We start from the raw sequence: 22,458 nt of genomic DNA, 5'->3' as shown, positions 1-22,458 counted from the left end.
AAGTCGTGTGACGGTTAGCCGCGCTTGCCGGCAGCGATTTCCGCGTGGTGTTTCTTCTCGTTCAGCATGGTCAGCAGCAGCAGGATAACCGCCAGTACGCCGCCGCCGATCATCACCATGAAGCCGCCGTCCCAACCGAAGAAGTCTACGGTGTAACCGACGATGGCGCTGGCCGCAACCGAGCCGCCCAGGTAGCCGAACAGGCCGGTGAAGCCCGCGGCGGTGCCGGCGGCTTTCTTCGGCGCCAGCTCCAGCGCGTGCAGGCCGATCAGCATTACCGGACCGTAGATCAGGAAGCCGATGACCAGCATACAGATCATGTCCACGGTCGGGTTACCGGCCGGGTTCATCCAGAACACCACGGTGGCGATGGTCACCAGCGTCATGAAGAACACGCCGGTGGCGCCGCGGTTGCCTTTGAACACTTTGTCCGACATCCAGCCGCACAGCAGGGTGCCCGGGATACCGGCGTATTCATACAGGAAGTAGGCCCAGGAAGACTTGTCCAGCGCGAAGTGCTTCACTTCTTTCAGGTAGGTCGGCGACCAGTCCAGAATGCCGTAACGCAGCAGGTAGACGAACACGTTGGCGACCGCGATGTACCACAGCAGCTTGTTCGGCAGGATGTACTGCATGAAGATCTGCTTGGCGGTCAGCTCTTCTTCGTCTTTTTCGCTGTAGTCGTCCGGGTAGTCGTTTTTGTACTCTTCAATCGGCGGCAGGCCGCAGGATTGCGGGGTGTCGCGCATCAGGCCGAAGGCGATCAGGGCCACCAGGATGGCGCCGAAGGCCGGCATGTACAGCGCCGCGTGCCAGTCGTTGAACCAGGCCATGCCCAGCAGGAACAGCAGCGGCGGCAGGCCGCCGCCCACGTTGTGGGCGCAGTTCCAGATGGAGACGATGCCGCCGCGTTCTTTCTGCGACCACCAGTGCACCATGGTGCGGCCGCACGGCGGCCAACCCATGCCCTGGAACCAGCCGCACAGGAACAGCAGGACGAACATGATGGCGATGCTGGAGGTTGCCCACGGCACGAAGCCCATGAACAACATCACCGCCGCCGCCAGGATCAGGCCGGCAGGCAGGAACACTCGCGGGTTGGAACGGTCGGAGACCGAACCCATGATGAATTTGGAGAAGCCGTAGGCGATGGAGATGCCCGACAGCGCGAAGCCGAGGTCACCGCGGCTGAAGCCTTGTTCGATCAGGTAAGGCATGGCCAGGGTGAAGTTCTTACGCACCAGATAGTAGGCGGCGTAACCGAAGAAGATCCCCAGGAAAATTTGCCAGCGCAGCTTACGGTAGAGCGGGTCTACCTTATCGCTCGGCACACGGGCGATGTGTGCGGCTGGCTTAAAAATACTCAACATGAGCGCCTCCGATGGCTTTATCTGTTATCACATCAATATGACCTTTTACGTTCATTTGATGATTGAGCGGATATCGAATGTGGTGTTTTTGTGTTCCATAACGAGCGCCATTGTCATCAAATACGCCTGGTGTCGCTGTGACGAATGGCGCAATTGTTACACTTTCATGAAACCACGGCGGATTTTGAGCGATTCGTTAACGTTATGAAATAGAAAAACGTCCAAAAATCGTGATTATGATCACATTGATGGTTTTTTGTGGACATTTTTATTTCGTTTTATGTTCGTTATTGTTCCTTATCAAACAAAGACCCTAATAACCGTGGCTCAATAGGCTCATAACTACCGATCCTGAGGGAGCGACATGAGCAGCTATTTTGACGGCGGCGAAACGGATGTGATCATCATCGGCGGCGGCGCCACCGGCGCAGGCATTGCCCGCGACTGTGCGCGGCGCGGCTTGCGATGCATTTTGCTGGAGCGCCACGACATCGCCACCGGCGCCACCGGCCGCAACCACGGTTTGCTGCACAGCGGCGCGCGCTATGCGGTGACCGACGGCGAGTCGGCGCGCGAATGCATAGAAGAGAACCGCATCCTGAAACGCATCGCGCATCACTGTATCGAGCGCACCGACGGGCTGTTCATCACCTTGCCGCAAGACTCGCTGGACTATCAGCAGCAGTTTATCGCCGCCTGTCGCCAGGCCGACATCGACGCCGAAGCGATCGACCCGCAGCTGGCGCTGCGACTGGAGCCGGCGGCTAACCCGGCGCTGATCGGCGCGGTGCGGGTGCCGGACGGCACCGTCGATCCCTTCCGGCTGACCGCCGCCAATATGCTGGACGCGCGCGAGCACGGCGCGCAGATCCTGACCTACCATCAGGTGGTGGGGTTGCTGCGCAGTGGCGATCGGGTGACGGGCGTGCGCGTTTACGACCATCAGAATCAGCGGCGCTATGAGCTGCACGCGCCGGTGGTGGTCAACGCCGCCGGCATCTGGGGCCAGCAGATCGCCGAATACGCCGATTTGCGCATCCGCATGTTCCCGGCCAAGGGAGCGCTGCTGATCCTCGGCCATCGCATCAACAACATGGTGATCAACCGCTGCCGCAAACCGGCGGACGCCGACATCCTGGTGCCGGGCGACACCATCTCGCTGATCGGCACTACCTCGACCCATATCGACTACGACCAAATTGACAACATGCTGGTGACCCCGCAGGAGGTGGACATTCTGATCCGCGAAGGGGCGCTGTTGGCGCCCACCCTGGCGCAGACCCGCATTTTGCGCGCCTATGCCGGGGTGCGGCCGCTGGTGGCCAGCGACGACGATCCCAGCGGGCGCAACGTCAGCCGCGGCATCGTGCTGCTCGATCACGCCGCCCGCGACGGGCTGGAAGGGTTTATCACCATTACCGGCGGCAAGCTGATGACCTACCGCCTGATGGCGGAGTGGGCCACCGACAAGGTATGCGAAAAGCTCGGCGTAAATAGTCCGTGCACCACCGCGCAGGACGCGCTGCCCGGATCCCGTCAGTCGGCGGAGGAAACGGTGCGCAGCGTGGTTTCTCTGCCCGCCAGCATTCGCGGCTCGGCGATCTATCGGCACGGCGATCGCGCCAGCCAGGTGCCGGCGGCCGATCGGCTCGACACCAGCCTGGTGTGCGAATGCGAGGCGGTGACCGCCGGGGAAGTGCGCTATGCGGTCAACTCGCTGACCGTCAATAACCTGGTGGATCTGCGCCGCCGCACCCGTGTCGGCATGGGCACCTGCCAGGGCGAACTCTGCGCCTGCCGCGCCGCCGGGCTGTTGACGCGCTTTAACGTCAGCACGCCGCAGCAATCCATCGCGCAGCTGTCGCAGTTCCTCAACGAACGCTGGAAAGGCGTACGGCCGATCGCCTGGGGCGATGCGCTGCGCGAGAGCGAATTCACCAGCTGGGTTTACCAGGGATTATGCGGGCTTGAAGCCCAGGCCGACCAGGAGCAGGAGGCGGATGATGCGATTTGACGTCGTGGTGATTGGCGGTGGTCTGGCGGGCCTGAGCTGCGCCATTGCCGTGGCCGAACAGGGCAAGCGCTGCGCGGTGGTCAGTTCTGGCCAGAGCGCGCTCTACTTCTCCTCCGGCTCGCTCGATCTGCTGGCGAGATTGCCGGACGGCACGCCGGTCGAGATGCCGCTGGCGGCGTTGCCGCAGCTGGCGCAACAGGCGCCGCAGCATCCGTACGCCCTGATCGGGCCCGGCCGGGTGGCGGCGCTGTCCGCCGCCGCGCAGCGGCTGCTGGAACGCTGCGGGTTGAATCTGCAGGGCGAGGGGGTGAACAACCATCTGCGCATCACGCCGCTCGGCACGCGCCGCGCCACCTGGCTCAGCCCGCAGGCGATCCCGACGCTGCCGCTGACCGGCCAACTGCCGTGGCGGCGTATTGCGGTGATCGGCATCGAAGGGTTCCTCGACTTCCAACCGCAGATGGCCGCCGACGCCCTGAGCCGCGAGCTCGGCGTGCAGACGGACGTGGCCTATCTGCACATGCCGGCGCTGGACAGATTGCGCAATAACCCCAGCGAGTTCCGCGCGGTGAACATCGCCCGGGTACTGGATTTGATGGAAAGCCTGCCGCCGATGGCCGAAGAGCTGCGGCGGCTGGCGGGCGAGGCCGAGGCGCTCTTCCTGCCGGCCTGTCTGGGCCTGGAGGACGACGCGTCGCTGGCGGTGCTGCAGGATGCGGTCGGCAAGCCGATCCGACTGCTGCCGACGTTGCCGCCTTCGGTGCCCGGCATGCGCTTGCATCAGGCGCTGCGGCGACGTTTCCAGCAGTTGGGCGGCGTTTTCATGCCGGGCGACAGCGTGCTGCGCGCCGAGAGCGAGGCCGGCCGCGTCACCGGTTTGTACACCCGCAACCACGGCGATATTCCGCTGCGGGCGCAGCAGGTGGTGCTGGCCAGCGGCAGCTTCTTCAGCAATGGGCTGGTGGCCGATTTCGACGGGGTGCGCGAACCGATCTTCGGGCTGGACGTACACAGTCGGGCGGATCGCGCCGACTGGAGCCGACGCGAGCTGTTCGCGCCGCAGCCTTACCTGCAGTTCGGCGTGCGTACCGACGGCAGGTTGCGGGCGATGAAGCAGGGAGTGCCGTTCGACAACCTGTACGCCATCGGCGCGGTCGCCGGCGGCTACGATCCGCTGCAGCAGGGCTGCGGCGCCGGCGTGTCATTGATCGGCGCGCTGCACGTCGCGCAGCAGATCGCCGCGGAGGAGAACGTATGAGCCTGCATCGGGACCACAGCTTTGAAAGCTGCATCAAATGCACCGTCTGCACCACTTACTGCCCGGTCGCCAAAGTGAACCCACTCTACCCGGGGCCGAAACAGGCGGGGCCGGACGGCGAGCGGCTGCGGCTGAAAGACCCGGCGCTGTACGACGAAGCGCTGAAATACTGCACCAACTGCAAGCGTTGTGAAGTGGCCTGCCCGTCCGACGTCAAAATCGGCGACATCATTCAGCGCGCCCGCGCCGACTTCGCCCAGAGCAAGCCGACGCTGCGCGATGCCATCCTCAGCCATACCGATATCATGGGATCGCTGTCGACGCCGTTTGCGCCGATCGTCAACGCCGCCACCGGGTTGAAACCGGTGCGCAAGCTGCTGGACAAGGCGCTGAAGATCGATCACCGGCGCGAACTGCCGAAATATTCCTTCGGCACCTTCCGCCGCTGGTACCGGCAACAGGCGCAGGCTCAGCAGCGTTACGCCGAGCAGGTGGCATTTTTCCACGGTTGCTTCGTCAACTATAACCACCCGCAGCTGGGCAAGGATTTGGTCCGGGTGTTCAACGCGCTGGATATCGGCGTGCAACTGCTGAAACGCGAGAAATGCTGCGGCGTGCCGCTGATCGCCAACGGATTTATCGAGCAGGCTAAAAAGCAGGCCAGGGTCAATGCCGAATCGCTGCAGGAAACGGTGCTGGAGCGCGGCATTCCGGTGGTGGCGACCTCATCGAGCTGCACCTTCACCCTGCGTGACGAATACCCTCATCTGCTGGACGTAGACACCACTGCGGTGCGCGATCGGGTGGAGCTGGCGACGCGCTATCTCTATCGCCTGATCAATCAGGGGCGCAGCCTGCCGCTCAAGCGCACGCCGCTGCGGGTGGCTTATCACACGCCTTGCCATATGGAGAAGATGGGCTGGACCGCCTATACCCTGGAGCTGCTGCGGCAGATACCGGGGCTGGAGCTGGTGGTGCTGGATTCGCAGTGCTGCGGCATCGCCGGCACTTACGGGTTCAAATCGGAGAACTACGCCACGTCGCAAGGCATTGGCGCGCCGCTGTTCCGGCAGATAGAAGAGAGCGGAGTGGATCTGGTGGTGACCGACTGCGAGACCTGCAAGTGGCAGATCGAAATGTCCACCAGCAAACGCTGCGAACACCCGATCACCCTGCTGGCGCAGGCGTTGACATAAAGACTCAGGGGCCGGCGAACCGGCCCCTGCGGGATTACTGCTTCAGTTTCAGGGTGGAGATGATGCCTTCGGCTTCGGTCTGCGCCTGCTGCTGGTTGTCCGCCGGCAGCGTCACCTGAATGGTCAGCATGTTGTTGTTCAGCGAACCGATCAGGACGGAAGAATAGGCTTTCTCGCCGCCGCTGGTGATGATGCTGTCCAGCTGACGCAGCGGCACACCGTTGACGTCGAGCGCTTTGTTGGTGATCACCTGCAGGTTGGCGTCACGCGCGCGCTGGGTGTTCTCCAGGCGCTTGGCCAGAGTCTCCAGGCTGTCGGCGGTCTTGTCGCCCAAGATGACGATCACTGCGCGCTGACCGGTGCTGTCTGCGTAAACATGCATGTTGTTGGCCTGGTTGCCCAGCTTGCCGCTCTGATCCGCCATGCCGACCGGCAGGGTGAACGCCAGTTTACCGTCCAGCAGGCTCACCTGCTGCCCGGCCGGCGCGCTGGCCGCCGCGCCGTCTGGCGCTGCCTTGGTGTCTTTGGTGTTGCCGTCGCAGGCCGCGAGGCCAAGCGCCAGCAGGCTGATACCCATCAATTTCGCTACTTTACGCATCGGGCTTCCTTCTTCCTTTCCGGTAGGGATTCACTGTCGTATCGCAACCTATTCCAGGTTGAAATGCAAGGCAGATGTTGTCACAAGTTTTTTTCCAGTAATAGCCGATAATCAGCCACTTCGCCTTTCTTTTCCAGATGAACAATCTGATAGTGATGGGCGAGCAGCATCGTCAGCATGGCGAGGAACCGGTTGCGGGTTTTGACCGTCAGTTGGCGATAGCCCTGCGCCCGCGCCCAGCGCTCTTGTTCGGCCAACAAGGCCTGCGCCACGCCGTGGCGACGGAATGCCGGCAGCACGCCGCCCAGCCAGCTGTAAAACACCGTTTCCTGCCGTTGATAACCGAGTTTGAAACCGGCCGGCTGCCCGCCTATCTCGGCGATCAACAGGCTGGCGGGGGCGGCGCCGATACGTTGCTGCAGATCGGCCAGGCTGTGCAGGCCGCCGAATTCGGGGATGCGTTGGTAAAGGCGGTGGATTTCTTCGAGCGTGGCGGTGCGGACGATTGGGGTCATGAGCGGCCTCCAAAGGATAGGGCCGCCCAGAATAACACGACTCAGCCCGGCTGCAGGCTGCCGCTGCGCGCCGCGATGCGTTTGAGCAGCATGTTCAGCAACACGCCGTACATCGGCAGGAAGAACAGCAGGCAGATCATCACCTTGAAGCTGTAATCCACTAGCGCGATCTCCACCCAGTTGTTGGCCATGAAGGGATCGCTGCTCTTATAGAAGGCGATGAAGAAGAACGCCAGCGTATCGCTGATGTTGCCGAGGAACATCGCCGCCGCCGGCGCCACCCACCAGGCGCTGCGTTGACGCAGGCGGTTGAAGACGTGTACGTCGAGGATCTGGCCGAGCACATAGGCCATAAAGCTGGCCACCGCGATGCGCGCCACGAACAGGTTAAAACTGCTCAGCGCGGCGAAGCCCTGCCATTCTCCCTGATAGGTGACGGTGGAGATCACGTAGGAGATGAACAGCGCCGGCACCATCACCGCCAGGATGATGCGCCGCGCCAGCGGCGCGCCGAAGATGCGCACGGTCAGATCGGTCGCCAGGAAGATAAACGGGAAGGTAAAGGCGCCCCAGGTGGTATGGAAGCCGAAAACGCTGATCGGCAGCTGCACCAGGTAGTTGCTGGAGGTAATGATGGCGATATGAAACAGCGAAAGCCAGACCAACGCCGTGAAGCGCTGCTGTGCGGTAAACGAATACATACTTGTAGCCTTTTTAGCAGTGGGGTGAGGGAACCCAGTGTGTCTTGTCAAAACAGCAAAAAACGCTGCGCGGCGGCATGATACGCGTTTGCGCAACCAATGCAATGGTTAAATTTAACGCAAACGTTAACGCATCTTGCGCAGAAAAACTACCGGCGTAAACTAGGCGCTAATGAGATGCGGCGAGCGTTCGCCGATCGTTTTTGAACGAGAAAAATTGCATGACTGACTTATTTGCCCAGGCAGACCAGACGCTCGACGCGCTGGGGCTGCGTTGCCCGGAACCGGTGATGATGGTGCGCAAAACCGTGCGCCATATGGACAACGGCGAAACGCTGCTGATTATCGCCGACGATCCGGCCACTACCCGCGATATCCCGGGGTTCTGCCGCTTTATGGAGCACACGCTGGTGGCGCAGGAGACCGAGCAGGCGCCATACCGTTATCTGTTACGTAAAGGTGTATAGTTTTTAATCGTCTCGTAAGATAAGCTCCCTGCGATTGGGGAGCGTTCGAAAGGGACAAACGATGATGAGTATTTTACTACTGCCTACGGTTGCCAAGATGGAAAATGAGGAACACACACAGGGCTATGAGCGCTGGTTTCTTGAAAGAGTTCAGGAAGCCATGGATGAGCCGTGGCCCGGTATTCCTCATGATGACGTGATGGCTGAAATGGATGCTGTTATCGCTGCTGCAGAAGCCAGGATCAACGCGAAGCAGGCATAATGCTCAACATCGAATGGACTCGAGCCGCACGTCAGGATCTGGCGGAGATTGTGGGATTCATCGCCAACGATAACCCTCTGGCGGCCAGAAAAATGAAGGTTCTCATCATGGAGGCCGTCACTCCCGCCGCCAGGCATCCTCGAATTTTCCGGCGTGGCAGAGTGGACGGCACGCATGAAATCCCCTTGCATCCCCATTATCTCCTGATTTACCAGGTGCTGGAAACTCACATCCGGGTGTTGCGGGTGTTACATACGCGCCGACAATATCCTTAGTATCTTCGCTGCAATCGATAATGGCGGGTTCCCATTGAGGAACCCGGCCTGGCGTCACGTTATTGGCGCTTTCTCAACAGCCGCAGCGCGTTGGCGGTGACCAGCGCGGTGGCGCCGGAGTCCGCCAGCACTGCCAGCCACAGCCCGGTTAACCCCAGCAGGCTGGTGATCAGAAAGACCCCTTTCAATCCCAGCGCGATGGTGATGTTTTGCCGGATATTGGCGTGGGTGGCGCGCGAGATGCGGATCATTTCCGCGACGCCCACCAGCCGGTTGTGGGTCAGGGCGGCGTCGGCGGTCTCCAGCGCCACATCGGTGCCGCTGCCCATGGCGATGCCGATGTTGGAGGCTTTCATCGCCGGGGCGTCGTTGATGCCGTCGCCGATCATCGCCGTCGGGCGCAGTTCGTTCAGCTCGGTAACCGCGGCGACCTTATCTTCCGGCAACAGACCGGCGCGATAGTCGAGGCCCAGCTCGCCGGCGATCGCCGCGGCGGCGCGCGGGTTGTCCCCGGTCAGCATCACGCCGCGAATACCCAGCGCGTTCAGTTCGGCTATCGCCTGTTTGGCGTCGCTGCGTAGCGTATCACGCAGCGCCAGCAAGCCGATGGGCGCGCCGTCTTCCAGCACCACCACCGCCGTTTTACCGGCGTTTTCCAGCTTGTCTACCTGGCTCTGCCATTGGGTGGCGAGCAGGCCCGGCGCCAGCTTGCCCGGCGCGCTGATCAGCACGGTCTTGCCGTCCACGATCCCTTCCACACCGACGCCGGCCAGCGCGCGGCGCGCCTGCGCCAGCGGCAGCTCGGCCCCGCTGGCGGCGGCGCGGTTAATGATCGCTTGCGCCAGCGGGTGATGCGAACCGGCCTCTACCGCGGCGGCAAGCTGCAACAGCCGTTGTTCGGTCAACGCGCCGATGGGCAGCACGTCGGTGACCGTCGGCTTGCCTTCGGTCAGGGTGCCGGTTTTATCGAAGGCGATGGTTTGAATCTGGCCCAGTTGCTCCAGCGCCGCACCGCCTTTAATCAGCGCGCCGCGCCGCGTGGCGGCGGCCAGCCCGGATGTGATGGCCGCCGGCGTCGAGATCACCAGCGCGCATGGACAGCCGATCAGCAGCAGCGTCAGGCCGCGATAGATCCAGGTCTCCCACGGCTGCGAGAACAGCAGCGGCGGCACCAGGATCACCGCGACGGCCAGCAGCATGATGGCCGGGGTGTAGTAGCGGCTGAAGCGATCGAGGAAGCGTTCGATCGGCGCGCGGCGCTCTTCGGCCTCTTCAATCAATTGCAGAATGCGGTCGATGGCGTTTTTGCCGGGCTCTGAGATCACCTTCATCTGTGCCGCCTGATCGACGGATAGGCTGCCGGCGGCCACTTTTTCCCCCCGTTGACGCTCGACCGGCACCGATTCGCCGGTCAGGGCGCTTTCGTCGAAGCTGGCGAACGGATTGAGCAGTTCGGCGTCGGCCGGCAGACGCCCGCCGGGCGCGATTTCAATCACGTCGCCGGGGCGCAGGCTGGCGACCGGCACGCGTTTGCGTTCCGTGCCTTGCAGCAGCAGCGCATCTTCCGGCACCAGCTCCATCAGCGCCTTCACCCCGCGCCGCGCACGGTTGGCGGCGTAGGATTCCAGCAGCTCGCCAACCATAAACAGCAGCAGCACCATCGCCGCCTCGGCGGTGGCGCCAATGAACAGCGCGCCGATGGCCGCCACGCTCATCAGCGTTTCGATGGCGAACGGCGTGCCGGAGCGAATCAGACGCAGCGCCTTCGCGGCGACCGGCGCCAACCCGACCAGCGTGGTGGCGATAAAGGCGATGCGACCCAGCTCCGGGTTAATCCGATCCAGCACCCAGCTGACCACCATCAGGGTGGTTAACAACAGCAGCGGCGCAAATTCGCCGAAGCGCGAGGCTTTTGGCACGGCATCTTTGGCTGTCTGAGCGCCGAGCAGGGTAAAACCGGCCTGGGCGACCGCGTCCTGGATCCGCAGGCTGATATCGGACTGTGCGTCGACCACCAGTTTTTCGGTGGCGAACAATACGCGTGCGCTGTCAACGCCGGGGAGCGCGGTGACGGCATTTTCGATTTTCTTGGCGCAGCTGGGGCAGTCCATACCGGTGACTTTCCAGCTGAAACGTTGGCTGCCGGAAGGGGGAGCGGCGGCCAGCCTGTCGCTTTCCTCGTCCGGATCGCCGTGGGCGGCGGCGCAGCAGCCGCTCTCGCCATGATCGTGATGGTGATGGGCGTGTTCGGTCTGCGCAGCGACGTTTTTCGGCTCGCTGCTGCAGCCATGCTGGGTTTTGCTGTGGCTGTGGTTGCAGCCGCATCCGCCTTCGGCGTGGTGATGTTCCTGATGATTATGATTTTGCTGATTGTGCATAACGTCCCCCTTCGGGCAGTTAACCGGGTTTGCTCAGCTGACTCTACACCCTGGAGTCCACTCCAGAGTCAAGCGCCGGATGAGAATTATTGCTAACGGCGTTCAGGCGTTATGGGGGGATTCATTCAATAATGAATAATGCGAATTTTAATCTATTGCTTTTTCTTATTACCTATTTCGAGAAAAAGTCTCGCCGCCGTTAGTTTAAATAAGAAAATAATATTCCTATAGAAACTAAAAAGTCGCCCGGTCTAATAATAAAGAGTTATTTATCTATAACGCGTTAGCAAAATTTATCTTTTTGCGCCTGATTAGCCAGCATGATTCGCTTGTGTCTGCAAGCCGCATTGCTATTGAAGTTTGGTGCCAACTTCTCCTCTCTAAGTTTCATTTGTTTTGTAAATAAGCGCAAAAAGTAGCATAACAAACTTTCGTTGCGATAATAAATGGTTGATTATTTTATGTTCAGTTTTGCGGTCCTGCCTATAATTGGAATCGATTACCATTTTTAATGGTGATCTTATTTGCTGATATATATGCATTAATTCTACCAAACACACTGCCGGCAACGGCGCATAAGCCCCTTCCAGCAAGCTTAAGGTTCATTAACCGTGGCTTACGGGGAGGTTATGTCTATCTGTCTGATTGATATCAATCAGGTAATGAGTGGAATCGAACCAATGCAATCTACTAAAAAGGCAATTGAAATTACTGAATCCAACTTCGCGGCCGCCACAACCGGCTACGATGCTGTAGACGACCTGTTGCATTATCATGAGCGGGGCAACGGGATTCAGATTAATGGCAAGGATTCATTTTCTAACGAGCAAGCTGGGCTGTTTATTACCCGTGAGAACCAAACCTGGAACGGTTACAAGGTATTTGGCCAGCCGGTCAAATTAACCTTCTCCTTCCCGGACTATAAGTTCTCTTCCACCAACGTCGCCGGCGACACCGGGCTGAGCAAGTTCAGCGCGGAACAGCAGCAGCAGGCTAAGCTGTCGCTGCAGTCCTGGGCCGACGTCGCCAATATCACCTTTACCGAAGTGGCGGCCGGACAAAAGGCCAACATCACCTTCGGTAACTACAGCCAGGATCGTCCCGGCCACTATGATTACGGCACCCAGGCCTACGCCTTCCTGCCGAACACCATTTGGCAGGGGCAGGATCTGGGGGGCCAGACCTGGTACAACGTCAACCAGTCCAACGTGAAGCATCCGGCGACCGAAGACTACGGCCGCCAGACGTTCACCCACGAGATTGGCCATGCGCTGGGTCTGAGCCACCCGGGCGATTACAACGCCGGTGAAGGCAACCCGACCTATCGCGACGTCACTTATGCGGAAGACACCCGCCAGTTCAGCCTGATGAGCTACTGGAGCGAAACCAACACCGGTGGCGATAACGGCGGTCATTACGCCGCAGCTCCGCTGCTGGATGACATTGCCGCCATTCAACATCTGTATGGCGCCAACCTGTCGACCCGCACCGGCGACACCGTGTACGGTTTTAACTCCAACACCGGTCGTGACTTCCTCAGCACCACCAGCAACGCGCAAAAACTGATCTTTGCGGTGTGGGATGCGGGCGGCAACGATACCTTCGACTTCTCCGGTTATACCGCTAACCAGCGCATCAACCTGAACGAGAAGTCGTTCTCCGACGTGGGCGGCCTGAAAGGCAACGTCTCGATCGCCGCCGGTGTGACCATCGAGAACGCCATTGGCGGTTCCGGCAACGACGTGATCGTCGGCAACGCGGCCAATAACGTGCTGAAAGGCGGCGCGGGTAACGACGTGCTGTTCGGCGGCGGCGGGGCGGATGAGCTGTGGGGCGGTGCCGGTAAAGACATCTTCGTGTTCTCTGCCGCCAGCGATTCCGCGCCGGGCGCTTCAGACTGGATCCGCGACTTCCAGAAAGGGATCGACAAGATTGATCTGTCGTTCTTCAACAAAGAGGCGCAGAGCAGCGATTTCATTCACTTCGTCGATCACTTCAGCGGCGCGGCGGGTGAAGCGCTGCTGAGCTACAACGCGTCCAACAACGTGACCGATTTGTCGGTGAACATCGGTGGTCATCAGGCGCCGGACTTCCTGGTGAAAATCGTCGGTCAGGTAGACGTCGCCACTGACTTTATCGTGTAACGCAGCAACGGAGCGCCCGGCGCAGTCTCGGCCGGGCGTGATGTGGGAGCCGGTATGAAAGGTACTTTAACGCGCGCCGCCCTGGCGGCGGGAGGCATGATGGTGACGAGTGCGGTGATGGCCGGCAGTCTGGCGCTGCCGACCGCGCAGTCGCTGGCGGGGCAATGGCAGGTAGCCGACAGCGAACGGCAATGCCAAATCGAGTTTCTGGCCAATGAGCAAAGCGAGACCAACGGCTACCAGCTGGTGGATCGGCAGCGTTGTCTGCAAAGCGTATTTGCGGCCGAGGTGGTGGGCTGGCGCCCGGCGCCGGACGGCATCGCCCTGCTGCAGGCGGATGGCAGCACGCTGGCGTTCTTCTCGCGCGACGGCGATCTGTACCGCAATCAGCTGGGTGCGGGTGATGCCCTGACGTTGAAAGCGCTGGCTTGATGAAGAAACGGGTTCGGCGCGCCGAACCCGCGGCAGGTCTCTACAGGTAGAGCGAACGCACGATCAGGAAGTGGCCGGAGAAGTAACAGAAAGCCACGATGGCGTCCGCCGCGCGGAAGGTGAAGCGGTAGCGGTTGAGCAGCCAAACCACGTTGGCCAGCAGCAGCAGCGAGGTGCCGGTCAGCAGCGAGAAGCCGAAATCGGTGCTGCGCAGGAAATATTGCTCGCCCGCCAGCCAGACCATCAGCAGCGTCATCGCCACATAGGTGACGATCGGCCAACGCATCTCTTCCAACCGGGTCCAAAGGGCGGCCAGCAGCAATGCGCCGATCGCCAGCAGCGCCAGCGGCAGCGGCCAGAACAGACTGAACGTCATCTGGCTGGCGAAACTCAGGGTGTACAGCAAGTGGGACAGGAAAAAGGCGCCGATGGCGTACAGCACCCGCTCGCGCGGCAACAGAAGCAGCGCATCGCCGATCAGTGTCGCCAGCAGGCCGAGTACGATCAGATAGCCCGCGGCGCTGAGCACCGGCGCCTGCCAGGCCAACAGCAACAGCAGCAGCAGCGTGACGGGTTTGAACACCCAACGCTGCCAGCGCGGCCCACGGTAAGAGGCGTCGACGAACAGCCAACCGGAAAAGAATACGGCAAGGAACGGCCAACTCATTTATGTCTTCCTTATGTAGGAGGGAGCCGCAACCACCGGCTCCAAACTGTCACCCATGTCACTTCTTCATTTCAGTGTAGGTAGCCTGCCGACGATCGACAATGCTTTCTTGAGAATGCTATGTTTACGCCGATTTGACCGTGAAGGAAATGGGAAACCGATGAGTAAGCCACCGTTATTTTTTGTCGCCGTCATTGCGTTGATCGCCGTGCTGGCCACGCAACGTTACTTCAAACAGCGCCAGCAGGAGGCGGAAAACGATCGCGCGCCGATGCGCAGTCTGCAGGTGACGGTGAGTGACAAGCGGAGCTTCCCGGTCGCCAAGACCCGTGCGCCGCAGCGCGAGCCGTTGGTCAACGAGCCGATGTATTACGAGGTGGTGTTCAGCCCTAACCAGGGCGGTGAAAACATTACGCTGCGGCTGAAGCAATGGCAGTACAACCCGATAGAAAAAGGCGCGCAGGGCACGTTAAACATGCAGGGCACGCGCTTCGTCTCGTTCACCGTTCAGCCGTAGCGGTCACTTTTTCTTGATGGGCGGCTGTTTCTTTTGCCAGGCCAGCAGCTCGAACACGCCAAATATAAAGATCTTGGCCTCTTGCCAGTAGCTGATCGGCTGATCCTTCGGCTGGGTGGATTTCAACAGCACCAGCTGCAGGCCGTGCATCACCACCATAAAGAACAGCGCCACATCGATGAAATACTTCAGCGGCTTGGGAAACGGATGGAACAGGTTAGAGAGCAGGAAGCCCCATACGCACAGCATCAGCAGGCGGCCCAGATTAATCAGCATGGTCGGTTTTCTCTTGCGAACGAAGATAAAGGCGATAAGCCACCTGGCCGGCGACCTTCTCCCGGTGCAACTGCCAGCTGGCAGGCACGTCTGCCGCGGCGCTTTCCGCCTCGGCTTCTACATAGATCCAGGCCTCGTCGGCCAGCCAGCCCCGCTGCTCCAGCAACAAGACGGTCTCCGCCAGCAGGCCTTTGCGAAACGGCGGATCGAGGAACACCACGTCGAACGGTTGACCGTCGCCCGCCAGCCAGCTCAGCGCGTTGGTGTTGATAACCACCCCTTTGCCCTGCAGCAGCGCCAGATTTTTTTCCAGCTGCTGCGCCACCGGCCGCTCGAATTCCAACAGCGTGGCGCTGCCGGCATAGCGCGACAGCGCTTCCAGCCCTAATGCGCCGCTGCCGGCGAAGCAGTCCAGGCAGCGCGCGCCCTGAATCACCGGCGCCAGCCAGTTGAACAGGGTTTCGCGTACCCGATCGGTCGTGGGGCGCAGCCCCGGGCTGTTCGGCACCGGGAGCTTACGGCCGCGCCATTGGCCGCCGATGATGCGGATCTGTCCGGCTGCGGCCTGGGGCGGTTTTTTGGCCGCCGCCCGTGGCGAGAGTCTTGTCATAAGCGTTGTTTGATTTCTTTTGCGGCGCGGGGCCGCAGAGGTTAACGAAAAGTTGTCCCTATTCTACCGGTGACGGGCGTCGGGGGGAACGGTAAAACTTTGTTGTCTGCTTTCACACCGGAAAGCATGCCGGATGCGTGTTGCTGCGCGAGGGAAAGTGATAGACTCGGCGGATTATTGTCAGCATATATCCTTCAGGTATGTAGGGTAAGCGAGCCTTCGGTACGGAGTAGAGTCATAACATGGCAAAAGATAAGAAACGTGGGTTTTTCTCCTGGCTGGGCTTTGGCCAGAAGGAAAAGGAAGAAGAGCAACAGCAACCTGAGCAGCCGGTAGAGCAGGCGGAAGCTCAGGCCGCGGAGACGCCGGCTGCACCGGCCGCCGCCAAGCTGGACGACAAGCTCCCCGCCCAGGAATCTGAACCTGCCGCCTCCGTCGACACCCCGGGAGAGTGGGATAACGGTCAGGCCGGCGAGCAAATCGCGGAAAATTTGCCGGCGGCGGCTGAACAGCCGGCGGCGCAAGCGCTGGCCGAAGAGATCGTCAGCGTCACCGAACAGGTGGCGGTGCAACAGCAACCGGTCGTTGAGCCTGAGCCGGTCGTTGAGCCTGAGCCGGTCGTTGAACCTGAGCCGGTCGTCGAGCCAGAGCCGGTCGTTGAGCCTGAGCCGGTGGTTGAACCCGAGCCGGTGGTTGAACCCGAGCCGGTCGTCGAGCCTGAGCCGGTCGTCGAACCTGAGCCGGTGGTTGAACCCGAGCCGGTGGTTGAACCCGAGCCGGTCGTCGAGCCTGAGCCGGTCGTCGAACCTGAGCCGGTCGTCCAACCTGAGCCGGTCGTCCAACCTGAGCCGGTGCCGGTCGTTGAACCTGAATCCGTGCCGGAAGTGGAAGAAGAACCGCTTGAGCCGGTGGTGCCGGCCGCGGCGCAAGAACAGGAAAGGCCGACCAAAGAAGGCTTCTTCGCCCGCCTGAAACGCAGCCTGCTGAAGACCAAACAAAACCTCGGCTCCGGCTTTATGGGGCTGTTCCGCGGTAAAAAGATCGACGACGATCTGTTCGACGAGCTGGAAGAACAGCTGCTGATCGCTGACGTCGGCGTGGATACCACGCGCAAAATCATCACCTCCCTGACCCAGCACGCCAGCCGCAAGCAGCTGAAAGATGCCGAAGCGCTGTACGGCAAGCTGAAGGAGGAAATGTCCGAAATTCTGGCCAAGGTCGATCAGCCGCTGGATGTCAGCGGGAAAACCCCGTATGTCATCTTGATGGTCGGCGTGAACGGCGTGGGTAAAACCACCACCATCGGCAAGCTGGCGCGTCAATTCCAGGCGGAAGGCAAGTCGGTGATGCTGGCGGCGGGGGATACCTTCCGCGCCGCCGCGGTGGAGCAGCTGCAGGTGTGGGGTGAACGCAACCGCATTCCGGTGGTGGCGCAGCATACCGGCGCGGATTCCGCTTCGGTGATCTTCGATGCAGTGCAGGCCGCCAAGGCGCGCGGCATTGATGTGTTGATCGCCGATACCGCCGGCCGTCTGCAGAACAAATCGCACCTGATGGAAGAGCTGAAGAAGATCGTCCGCGTCATGAAAAAACTGGACGACCAGGCCCCCCATGAGGTTATGCTGACGCTCGATGCCAGCACCGGCCAGAATGCGGTCAGTCAGGCGAAATTATTTAATGAGGCCGTGGGCTTAACCGGCATCACGCTGACTAAACTGGACGGTACCGCCAAGGGCGGGGTGATCTTCGCCATCGCCGATCAGTTCGGTATCCCGATCCGCTATATCGGCGTCGGGGAAGGCATCGAAGATTTGCGGCCGTTTAAGGCTGACGATTTTATTGAGGCACTTTTTGCCCGAGAGGATTAATACGGATGATTCGCTTTGAACAGGTCAGTAAAGCTTATCTGGGCGGACGGCAAGCGCTGCAGGGGGTTGATTTCCATCTGCGCCCGGCGGAGATGGCGTTTCTGACCGGCCATTCCGGCGCGGGGAAAAGTACCCTGCTGAAACTGATTTGCGGTATCGAACGGCCCAGCGCCGGCCACATCTGGTTTGGCGGTCACGACATCAGTCGCTTGAAAAACCGCGAGGTGCCGTTCCTGCGTCGGCAGATCGGCATGATCTTCCAGGATCACCACCTGCTGCTGGATCGCACGGTGTATGACAACGTGGCGATGCCGCTGATCATCGCCGGCGCCAGCACCGAAGATATCCGCCGCCGCGTTTCCGCCGCGCTGGACAAGGTCGGTTTGCTGGATAAAGCGAAAAACTTCCCGATTCAGCTGTCCGGCGGTGAGCAGCAGCGCGTGGGCATCGCCCGTGCGGTGGTGAACAAGCCGGCGGTGCTGCTGGCGGATGAACCGACCGGTAACCTGGATGATGCGCTGTCGGAAGGCATTCTGCGCCTGTTTGAAGAATTCAACCGCGTCGGCGTGACCGTACTGATGGCGACGCACGACACCGGGCTTATCGCCCGCCGCAATTACCGCATCCTGACGCTGAGCCAGGGCCGCATGCAAGGGGGCGCTCACCATGGCCAATAACGCAAAAACCGCCAAGAGCAAGGCGCTGCGCGGCGGCTGGCGCGAACAGTGGCGTTACGCCTGGATGAACGCCATCAAAGACATGCTGCGTCAGCCGTTGGCGACGCTGCTGACGGTGATGGTGATCGCCATTTCCCTGACGCTGCCGAGCGTGTGCTACATCGTGTGGAAAAACGTCAGCACCGCGGCCAGCCAGTGGTATCCAACGCCGCAGCTGACCGTTTATCTGGATAAATCGCTCGATGACGACGCCGCGCTGAAAGTGCTCGACGCCATCAAGGCGGAAGCCGGCGTGGAGAAGGTCAATTACCTGTCGCGTGAAGAAGCGCGCGGCGAGTTCCGCAACTGGTCGGGCTTTGGCGGCGCGCTGGACATGCTGGAAGAGAACCCGCTGCCGGCGGTGGCGATCGTCACGCCGAAGATGAGCTTCCAGAGTTCGGATACCCTCAACACCCTGCGCGATCGCGTAGCGGCGGTGCAGGGCGTGGAAGAAGTGCGTATGGATGACAGCTGGTTTGCCCGCCTGGCGGCGCTGACCGGGCTGGCGGGTCAGATCGCGGCGATCATCGGCGTGCTGATGATCGTGGCGGTGTTCCTGGTGATCGGCAACAGCGTGCGTCTGAGCATCTTCAGCCGCCGCGACACCATTAACGTGATGAAGCTGATCGGTGCCACCGACGGCTTTATTCTGCGGCCGTTCCTCAACGGCGGGGCGATGCTGGGTTTTGCCGGCGCGCTGCTGTCGCTGGTGTTGTCCGGCGCGCTGGTGTGGCAGCTGGAGTCGGTGGTCGCCGGGGTGGCCAAGGTATTCGGCACCACCTTCACCTTGCACGGGCTGGGCTGGGATGAGGCGCTGCTGCTGCTGATCATCTCCGCGATGATCGGCTGGATCGCCGCCTGGCTGGCGACGGTGCAACATTTACGCCGATTTACACCACAGTAAGATTTTTTTGGTATACTCTTCTCCTGCTGCTTTTGATCGCGTTGCGGGAGAAGAGTGACCTCAAGCGAAGTCAGCACCATCCCTCTCTTCTTAGCGCACAAATTCCCTATCGGCCTGCACCCTCGTCACGTATTGTCAGCAACAATGCTTGCAAAAAAGGGTGAACTTTTAGGGCGGAGTACGGTCAAAAATTGCAGCAAATGTTAAGGTGCCCGGCGTGTGGAACCGCTTTTGCTTCAGCAACTGCCGTAGAATCAATCATTTCCCCGCTGTAATAATCACCTGCATGATTTTGTATTCTCATAGAGAGGGTTTGAATGACCAAAGAAATGCAAACTTTAGCCTTAGTACCCCAAGGTAGCTTGGAAGCCTATATCCGGGCAGCCAACGCCTATCCGATGCTGACGGCAGAGGAAGAGCGGGAGCTGGCTGAACGGCTGCATTATCAGGGCGATCTGGATGCCGCTAAGCAGCTCATCCTGTCTCACCTGCGCTTTGTCGCTCATATTGCCCGCAACTATTCAGGCTACGGTCTGCCGCAGGCGGATCTGATTCAGGAAGGCAACATCGGCCTGATGAAAGCCGTTCGCCGCTTCAACCCGGAAGTCGGCGTGCGTCTGGTTTCCTTTGCGGTGCATTGGATTAAGGCGGAAATCCACGAGTACGTATTGCGCAACTGGCGCATCGTGAAAGTGGCGACCACCAAAGCGCAGCGCAAGCTGTTCTTTAACCTGCGCAAAACCAAACAGCGTTTGGGCTGGTTCAACCAGGACGAAGTGGAACTGGTGGCCCGTGAGCTGGGCGTCACCAGCAAAGACGTGCGCGAGATGGAATCGCGCATGGCGGCGCAGGACATGACGTTCGATCCGACTCCGGACGACGAGGCCCGCGATGGCCAGTCGATGGCGCCGGTGCTGTACCTGCAGGATAAGAGCTCGGACTTCGCCGAAGGCATCGAGGAAGATAACTGGGAAAGCAACGCCGCAGACAAACTGGCCTATGCGCTGGAAGGTCTGGACGAGCGCAGCCAGCATATCATCCGCGCCCGTTGGCTGGATGACGACAACAAATCGACGCTGCAGGAGCTGGCCGATCAGTACGGCGTTTCCGCCGAACGCGTGCGCCAGCTGGAAAAGAACGCCATGAAGAAACTGAAAATGGCGATCGAAGCCTGAGTCGATGCGAGATTCGATAAAAAAAGCCCGGCAAGCCGGGCTTTTTAGTGCCTGAAATTCGGCGTTATGGCGCCACGGCGGCGAAGTCCGGCGCCGGGCAGTCGTAGCCGAATTTCGCCGCCCACGGATAACGGGTGCCGGTGTTGATATAGCGCTGATAAAGCGCCCGGCCGGTTTTGGCATCGCGTTTGATAACCCAGCTGGCGGCGTTACACAGCACGGCGGCATAGGCCTGGCTCTTCGGCGGCAGCAGATCGGCCGCCTGTTGCGCCAGCCCCACCGCCTGCCAGCGATAGTGCAGGAAACGGTTGTCTTCCGCCGGTAGCGCCGCCTTGGCGCGCGCCGCTTCGGCGCTGTCGATCCAGCTTTTATGCTTCAGTTCGCGGGTATCGAACGCATCCCCCAGATAGGAATAGCCGGCGCCATAGATGGCGTAATCCGGCGTCATCTCATAGCCGGTGAACTCCAGCCCCTGGGCGCGCAGCAGGTTGGCGGCGCGATAGTAAGCCTGCGCGCGCGCCAGCGGCGCAGCGGATTTGTCCTTGGCGGCCTTCAGCTCGTCGGCGAACTGCTGCGCCGCTTGCCGGTAGTTGGGGATATCGAAGTAGGCCAGCGCCTCCGGCGCTCGCCCGGCGCGCATCAGCCGCCGCGCCAGCAGTTCGCGCAGCTGCACCTCCGGCGTGATCTGCTGGCCGCCGTAATCGTCCGGATTAACCGGCTTGAGCGGCGTCGTCGGCGCCGGGGCGTGCTTATCGACAAAGCCTTTCAACTCATCGACGGTCAGCACCCGTTCCGCCACGTCGGCCACGTCGGCCCAGTAGAGCGCTTTGCCGCGATACAGCAGGTCCATCGCCTGCAGATAGTCGCCTCGGTTCAGCGCCAGGATGGCCTGTTCGCCGGCCACCCGGCACTCGGGCACGATGGTTTCCGCGACGAAGTCGGCGTTGCGCTGTTCACCCCAGCTTTCGTCGGCGGGGAACGCACTTGCCGCCTTGGCGTAGGCGGCGGTGGCGGCTTTCACGTCACCGTCGCGCAGCGCCATTTTGGCGCGCAGCCACCACGCCAGGCCGCTGTCGCCGGCGTTTTTCAGCAGGCTGGCCGCCATCGGGTACTGCCCCGAACGGTAAGCCAGCGCCGCCAGCCGATCGCTGCCGGCGAAGCCGCTTTTCACTGAGCCGTCCAGCAGCGTCAGGATCTGGTTGATGATTTGCGCGGAGCGGCCGTTGCCGTCGGTATCCGCCATTTGCAGGTTGCCGCTGCGGGCGAACAGCTCAATGGTCACCAGCTGCTGGATCAACGGATCGCCGATAATCCGTTTCAGCGTGTCCAAATGGTCGGGGTTGACCAGGAAGCTGGAGACGTACTGCAGCGACTGCCCGCCGCTCGGATCGCCCTGCGCCGCCTGTTGCGCGTACAGATGGGCGGCGGGGGCGACGTCACCCAGCCACAGGTGGATGCGCGCCTGCTGCCCAAGGCTGCTCAACGCCAACTGATCGGGATCGGCGGCGCCGCTTTTCACCCGGTCGATCACCTGCTGGAATGCCGTCAGCGCCTGTTCAAGCGCGGCTTTTGGCGGGTGCTCGGCGGCGGGGGCCGCTTCACCGGATTCGTTCACCGGCGTCCCGTGGTCAGCCATCAGTACGCGGCCAAACGAATACTGCGCCCGCAGTCCCCAGTCGCCCTGCTCGGCGGCCGGTAGCTTCAGCACCTGCTGAAAATAGTCTGCGGCGCGCGGATCGTGGCTGGCGAAAGCCACGGCGCCCAGTTGATAGAGACGCGCGGCGTTGGACAACCCCTGCGTATTGACGGCGTCAGCTTCTTCCACCGTTTTGGCGGCGCGCATTTTGCCTATCGCTATCGTTTCCGGCGATTGCGGCATCGGTTTCGGCGGCATCGGCGGCGGCGGGGCTTGCCAGTGCGGCAACTGTTTATCCGTCGGCACCAGCCGGCCGGCTTCGAAGGCGAAATTGCCCTCCGGCATATACAGCAGGGTGCCGTTGCGATCGATCAGCAGCCGGTTAGGAAAATCCGGGCCGCAGGCATAGCCGCCCAGCGGCAGTGCGGCGCCGATCAGCATGGCCAGCGGAAGAAGGCGGCGGGTGTTCCGTGCCGCGC

Annotated in this window: 22 protein-coding genes; 13 read left to right on the top strand and 9 right to left on the bottom strand. The window is 61.1% G+C overall.

What is annotated here, in order from left to right:
• Positions 1 to 14: 14 nt before the first annotated feature.
• Entirely contained in the window at positions 15 to 1,370 is a 1,356-nt protein-coding gene (gene glpT, locus J0X03_RS23035) for a glycerol-3-phosphate transporter (RefSeq protein ID WP_033645009.1), read from the bottom strand.
• A 364-nt stretch (positions 1,371 to 1,734) separates the two neighbouring features.
• On the opposite strand from glpT, the gene glpA reads away from it, so the two are divergent.
• Genes glpA through glpC form a run of 3 tightly spaced genes read left to right on the top strand, consistent with a single transcriptional unit; the run spans position 1,735 to position 5,838 of the window.
• Positions 1,735 to 3,384, top strand: coding sequence for an anaerobic glycerol-3-phosphate dehydrogenase subunit A (gene glpA / locus J0X03_RS23030; RefSeq protein WP_033645008.1), 1,650 nt, complete (start codon positions 1,735 to 1,737; stop codon positions 3,382 to 3,384).
• Complete coding sequence (gene glpB, locus J0X03_RS23025; RefSeq protein ID WP_038874127.1) at positions 3,374 to 4,642, top strand: glycerol-3-phosphate dehydrogenase subunit GlpB; 1,269 nt, start codon at positions 3,374 to 3,376, stop codon at positions 4,640 to 4,642. The genes glpA and glpB overlap by 11 nt, the downstream gene beginning before the upstream one ends.
• Positions 4,639 to 5,838: an anaerobic glycerol-3-phosphate dehydrogenase subunit GlpC gene (gene glpC / locus J0X03_RS23020; RefSeq protein ID WP_160203890.1), complete on the top strand. Its 1,200-nt coding sequence runs from the start codon at positions 4,639 to 4,641 to the stop codon at positions 5,836 to 5,838. The genes glpB and glpC overlap by 4 nt, the downstream gene beginning before the upstream one ends.
• Before the next feature lie 34 nt (positions 5,839 to 5,872).
• Here glpC and J0X03_RS23015 read toward each other — a convergent pair whose 3' ends face one another.
• From J0X03_RS23015 to J0X03_RS23005, 3 genes are all read right to left on the bottom strand, one after another.
• Positions 5,873 to 6,436, bottom strand: a complete 564-nt coding sequence (locus J0X03_RS23015; RefSeq protein ID WP_025304887.1) for a DcrB family lipoprotein — start codon at positions 6,434 to 6,436, stop codon at positions 5,873 to 5,875.
• A gap of 80 nt (positions 6,437 to 6,516) precedes the next feature.
• Complete coding sequence (locus J0X03_RS23010; RefSeq protein WP_047025951.1) at positions 6,517 to 6,951, bottom strand: GNAT family N-acetyltransferase; 435 nt, start codon at positions 6,949 to 6,951, stop codon at positions 6,517 to 6,519.
• A gap of 41 nt (positions 6,952 to 6,992) precedes the next feature.
• Positions 6,993 to 7,652 carry a 7-cyano-7-deazaguanine/7-aminomethyl-7-deazaguanine transporter gene (locus J0X03_RS23005; protein ID WP_033652423.1) on the bottom strand — a complete coding sequence of 220 codons (660 nt, stop codon included), beginning with the start codon at positions 7,650 to 7,652 and terminating at the stop codon, positions 6,993 to 6,995.
• A gap of 221 nt (positions 7,653 to 7,873) precedes the next feature.
• On the opposite strand from J0X03_RS23005, the gene tusA reads away from it, so the two are divergent.
• The 3 genes from tusA to J0X03_RS22990 all read left to right on the top strand — a co-directional run bounded on the left by tusA (position 7,874) and on the right by J0X03_RS22990 (position 8,656).
• Positions 7,874 to 8,119, top strand: coding sequence for a sulfurtransferase TusA (gene tusA, locus J0X03_RS23000; RefSeq protein ID WP_025304890.1), 246 nt, complete (start codon positions 7,874 to 7,876; stop codon positions 8,117 to 8,119).
• Positions 8,120 to 8,180: 61 nt separating this feature from the next.
• Positions 8,181 to 8,381, top strand: coding sequence for a type II toxin-antitoxin system RelB family antitoxin (gene relB / locus J0X03_RS22995; protein ID WP_223524348.1), 201 nt, complete (start codon positions 8,181 to 8,183; stop codon positions 8,379 to 8,381).
• Positions 8,381 to 8,656, top strand: a complete 276-nt coding sequence (locus J0X03_RS22990; protein WP_033645001.1) for a type II toxin-antitoxin system RelE/ParE family toxin — start codon at positions 8,381 to 8,383, stop codon at positions 8,654 to 8,656. The genes relB and J0X03_RS22990 overlap by 1 nt, the downstream gene beginning before the upstream one ends.
• Before the next feature lie 59 nt (positions 8,657 to 8,715).
• Here J0X03_RS22990 and J0X03_RS22985 read toward each other — a convergent pair whose 3' ends face one another.
• The gene (locus J0X03_RS22985) at positions 8,716 to 11,034 is read right to left on the bottom strand and encodes a zinc/cadmium/mercury/lead-transporting ATPase (RefSeq protein ID WP_160203891.1); all 2,319 of its coding nucleotides are present in this window, start codon (positions 11,032 to 11,034) and stop codon (positions 8,716 to 8,718) included.
• Positions 11,035 to 11,714: 680 nt separating this feature from the next.
• On the opposite strand from J0X03_RS22985, the gene J0X03_RS22980 reads away from it, so the two are divergent.
• Together J0X03_RS22980 and J0X03_RS22975 are read left to right on the top strand one after the other, a co-directional pair.
• On the top strand, positions 11,715 to 13,178 hold the full coding sequence (locus J0X03_RS22980) for a serralysin family metalloprotease (RefSeq protein ID WP_033652421.1): 1,464 nt from the start codon (positions 11,715 to 11,717) through the stop codon (positions 13,176 to 13,178).
• A gap of 54 nt (positions 13,179 to 13,232) precedes the next feature.
• Positions 13,233 to 13,610 carry an AprI/Inh family metalloprotease inhibitor gene (locus J0X03_RS22975; RefSeq protein ID WP_025304893.1) on the top strand — a complete coding sequence of 126 codons (378 nt, stop codon included), beginning with the start codon at positions 13,233 to 13,235 and terminating at the stop codon, positions 13,608 to 13,610.
• Positions 13,611 to 13,650: 40 nt separating this feature from the next.
• Here the strand turns inward: J0X03_RS22975 and J0X03_RS22970 are convergent, their stop codons facing one another.
• A complete protein-coding gene (locus J0X03_RS22970) occupies positions 13,651 to 14,277 on the bottom strand; it encodes a lysoplasmalogenase (protein ID WP_033644998.1) in 627 nt (208 codons plus the stop codon).
• Between the two features lie 160 nt (positions 14,278 to 14,437).
• On the opposite strand from J0X03_RS22970, the gene J0X03_RS22965 reads away from it, so the two are divergent.
• On the top strand, positions 14,438 to 14,794 hold the full coding sequence (locus J0X03_RS22965; RefSeq protein WP_033644996.1) for a DUF2500 domain-containing protein: 357 nt from the start codon (positions 14,438 to 14,440) through the stop codon (positions 14,792 to 14,794).
• A 3-nt stretch (positions 14,795 to 14,797) separates the two neighbouring features.
• On the opposite strand, the gene J0X03_RS22960 is transcribed toward J0X03_RS22965, so the two are convergent.
• Positions 14,798 to 15,070 (bottom strand): DUF1145 family protein, encoded by a 273-nt coding sequence (locus J0X03_RS22960; protein WP_004934327.1) that lies wholly within the window; start codon positions 15,068 to 15,070, stop codon positions 14,798 to 14,800.
• The gene (gene rsmD, locus J0X03_RS22955) at positions 15,060 to 15,680 is read right to left on the bottom strand and encodes a 16S rRNA (guanine(966)-N(2))-methyltransferase (protein WP_042783457.1); all 621 of its coding nucleotides are present in this window, start codon (positions 15,678 to 15,680) and stop codon (positions 15,060 to 15,062) included. The genes J0X03_RS22960 and rsmD overlap by 11 nt, the downstream gene beginning before the upstream one ends.
• Positions 15,681 to 15,922: 242 nt before the next feature.
• Between rsmD and ftsY the strand changes: the two genes are divergently transcribed.
• The 4 genes from ftsY to rpoH all read left to right on the top strand — a co-directional run bounded on the left by ftsY (position 15,923) and on the right by rpoH (position 20,343).
• Positions 15,923 to 17,548, top strand: coding sequence for a signal recognition particle-docking protein FtsY (ftsY, locus tag J0X03_RS22950; protein ID WP_160203892.1), 1,626 nt, complete (start codon positions 15,923 to 15,925; stop codon positions 17,546 to 17,548).
• A gap of 5 nt (positions 17,549 to 17,553) precedes the next feature.
• Positions 17,554 to 18,225 carry a cell division ATP-binding protein FtsE gene (gene ftsE, locus J0X03_RS22945; protein ID WP_004934337.1) on the top strand — a complete coding sequence of 224 codons (672 nt, stop codon included), beginning with the start codon at positions 17,554 to 17,556 and terminating at the stop codon, positions 18,223 to 18,225.
• Positions 18,215 to 19,168 carry a permease-like cell division protein FtsX gene (ftsX, locus tag J0X03_RS22940; RefSeq protein ID WP_033636680.1) on the top strand — a complete coding sequence of 318 codons (954 nt, stop codon included), beginning with the start codon at positions 18,215 to 18,217 and terminating at the stop codon, positions 19,166 to 19,168. Before ftsE ends, ftsX begins: the two co-directional genes overlap by 11 nt.
• Positions 19,169 to 19,485: 317 nt before the next feature.
• On the top strand, positions 19,486 to 20,343 hold the full coding sequence (gene rpoH / locus J0X03_RS22935) for an RNA polymerase sigma factor RpoH (RefSeq protein ID WP_004934345.1): 858 nt from the start codon (positions 19,486 to 19,488) through the stop codon (positions 20,341 to 20,343).
• 64 nt (positions 20,344 to 20,407) lie between these two features.
• On the opposite strand, the gene J0X03_RS22930 is transcribed toward rpoH, so the two are convergent.
• Positions 20,408 to 22,420 carry a hypothetical protein gene (locus tag J0X03_RS22930; RefSeq protein ID WP_408987889.1) on the bottom strand — a complete coding sequence of 671 codons (2,013 nt, stop codon included), beginning with the start codon at positions 22,418 to 22,420 and terminating at the stop codon, positions 20,408 to 20,410.
• Positions 22,421 to 22,458 lie beyond the last annotated feature (38 nt).

Origin of the sequence: Serratia ureilytica, from assembly GCF_017309605.1 — a bacterium.
Lineage (GTDB): Bacteria > Pseudomonadota > Gammaproteobacteria > Enterobacterales > Enterobacteriaceae > Serratia > Serratia ureilytica.
Note: the sequence above shows the minus strand (reverse complement) of the source record. Positions and strands in the feature narration are given on the sequence as shown.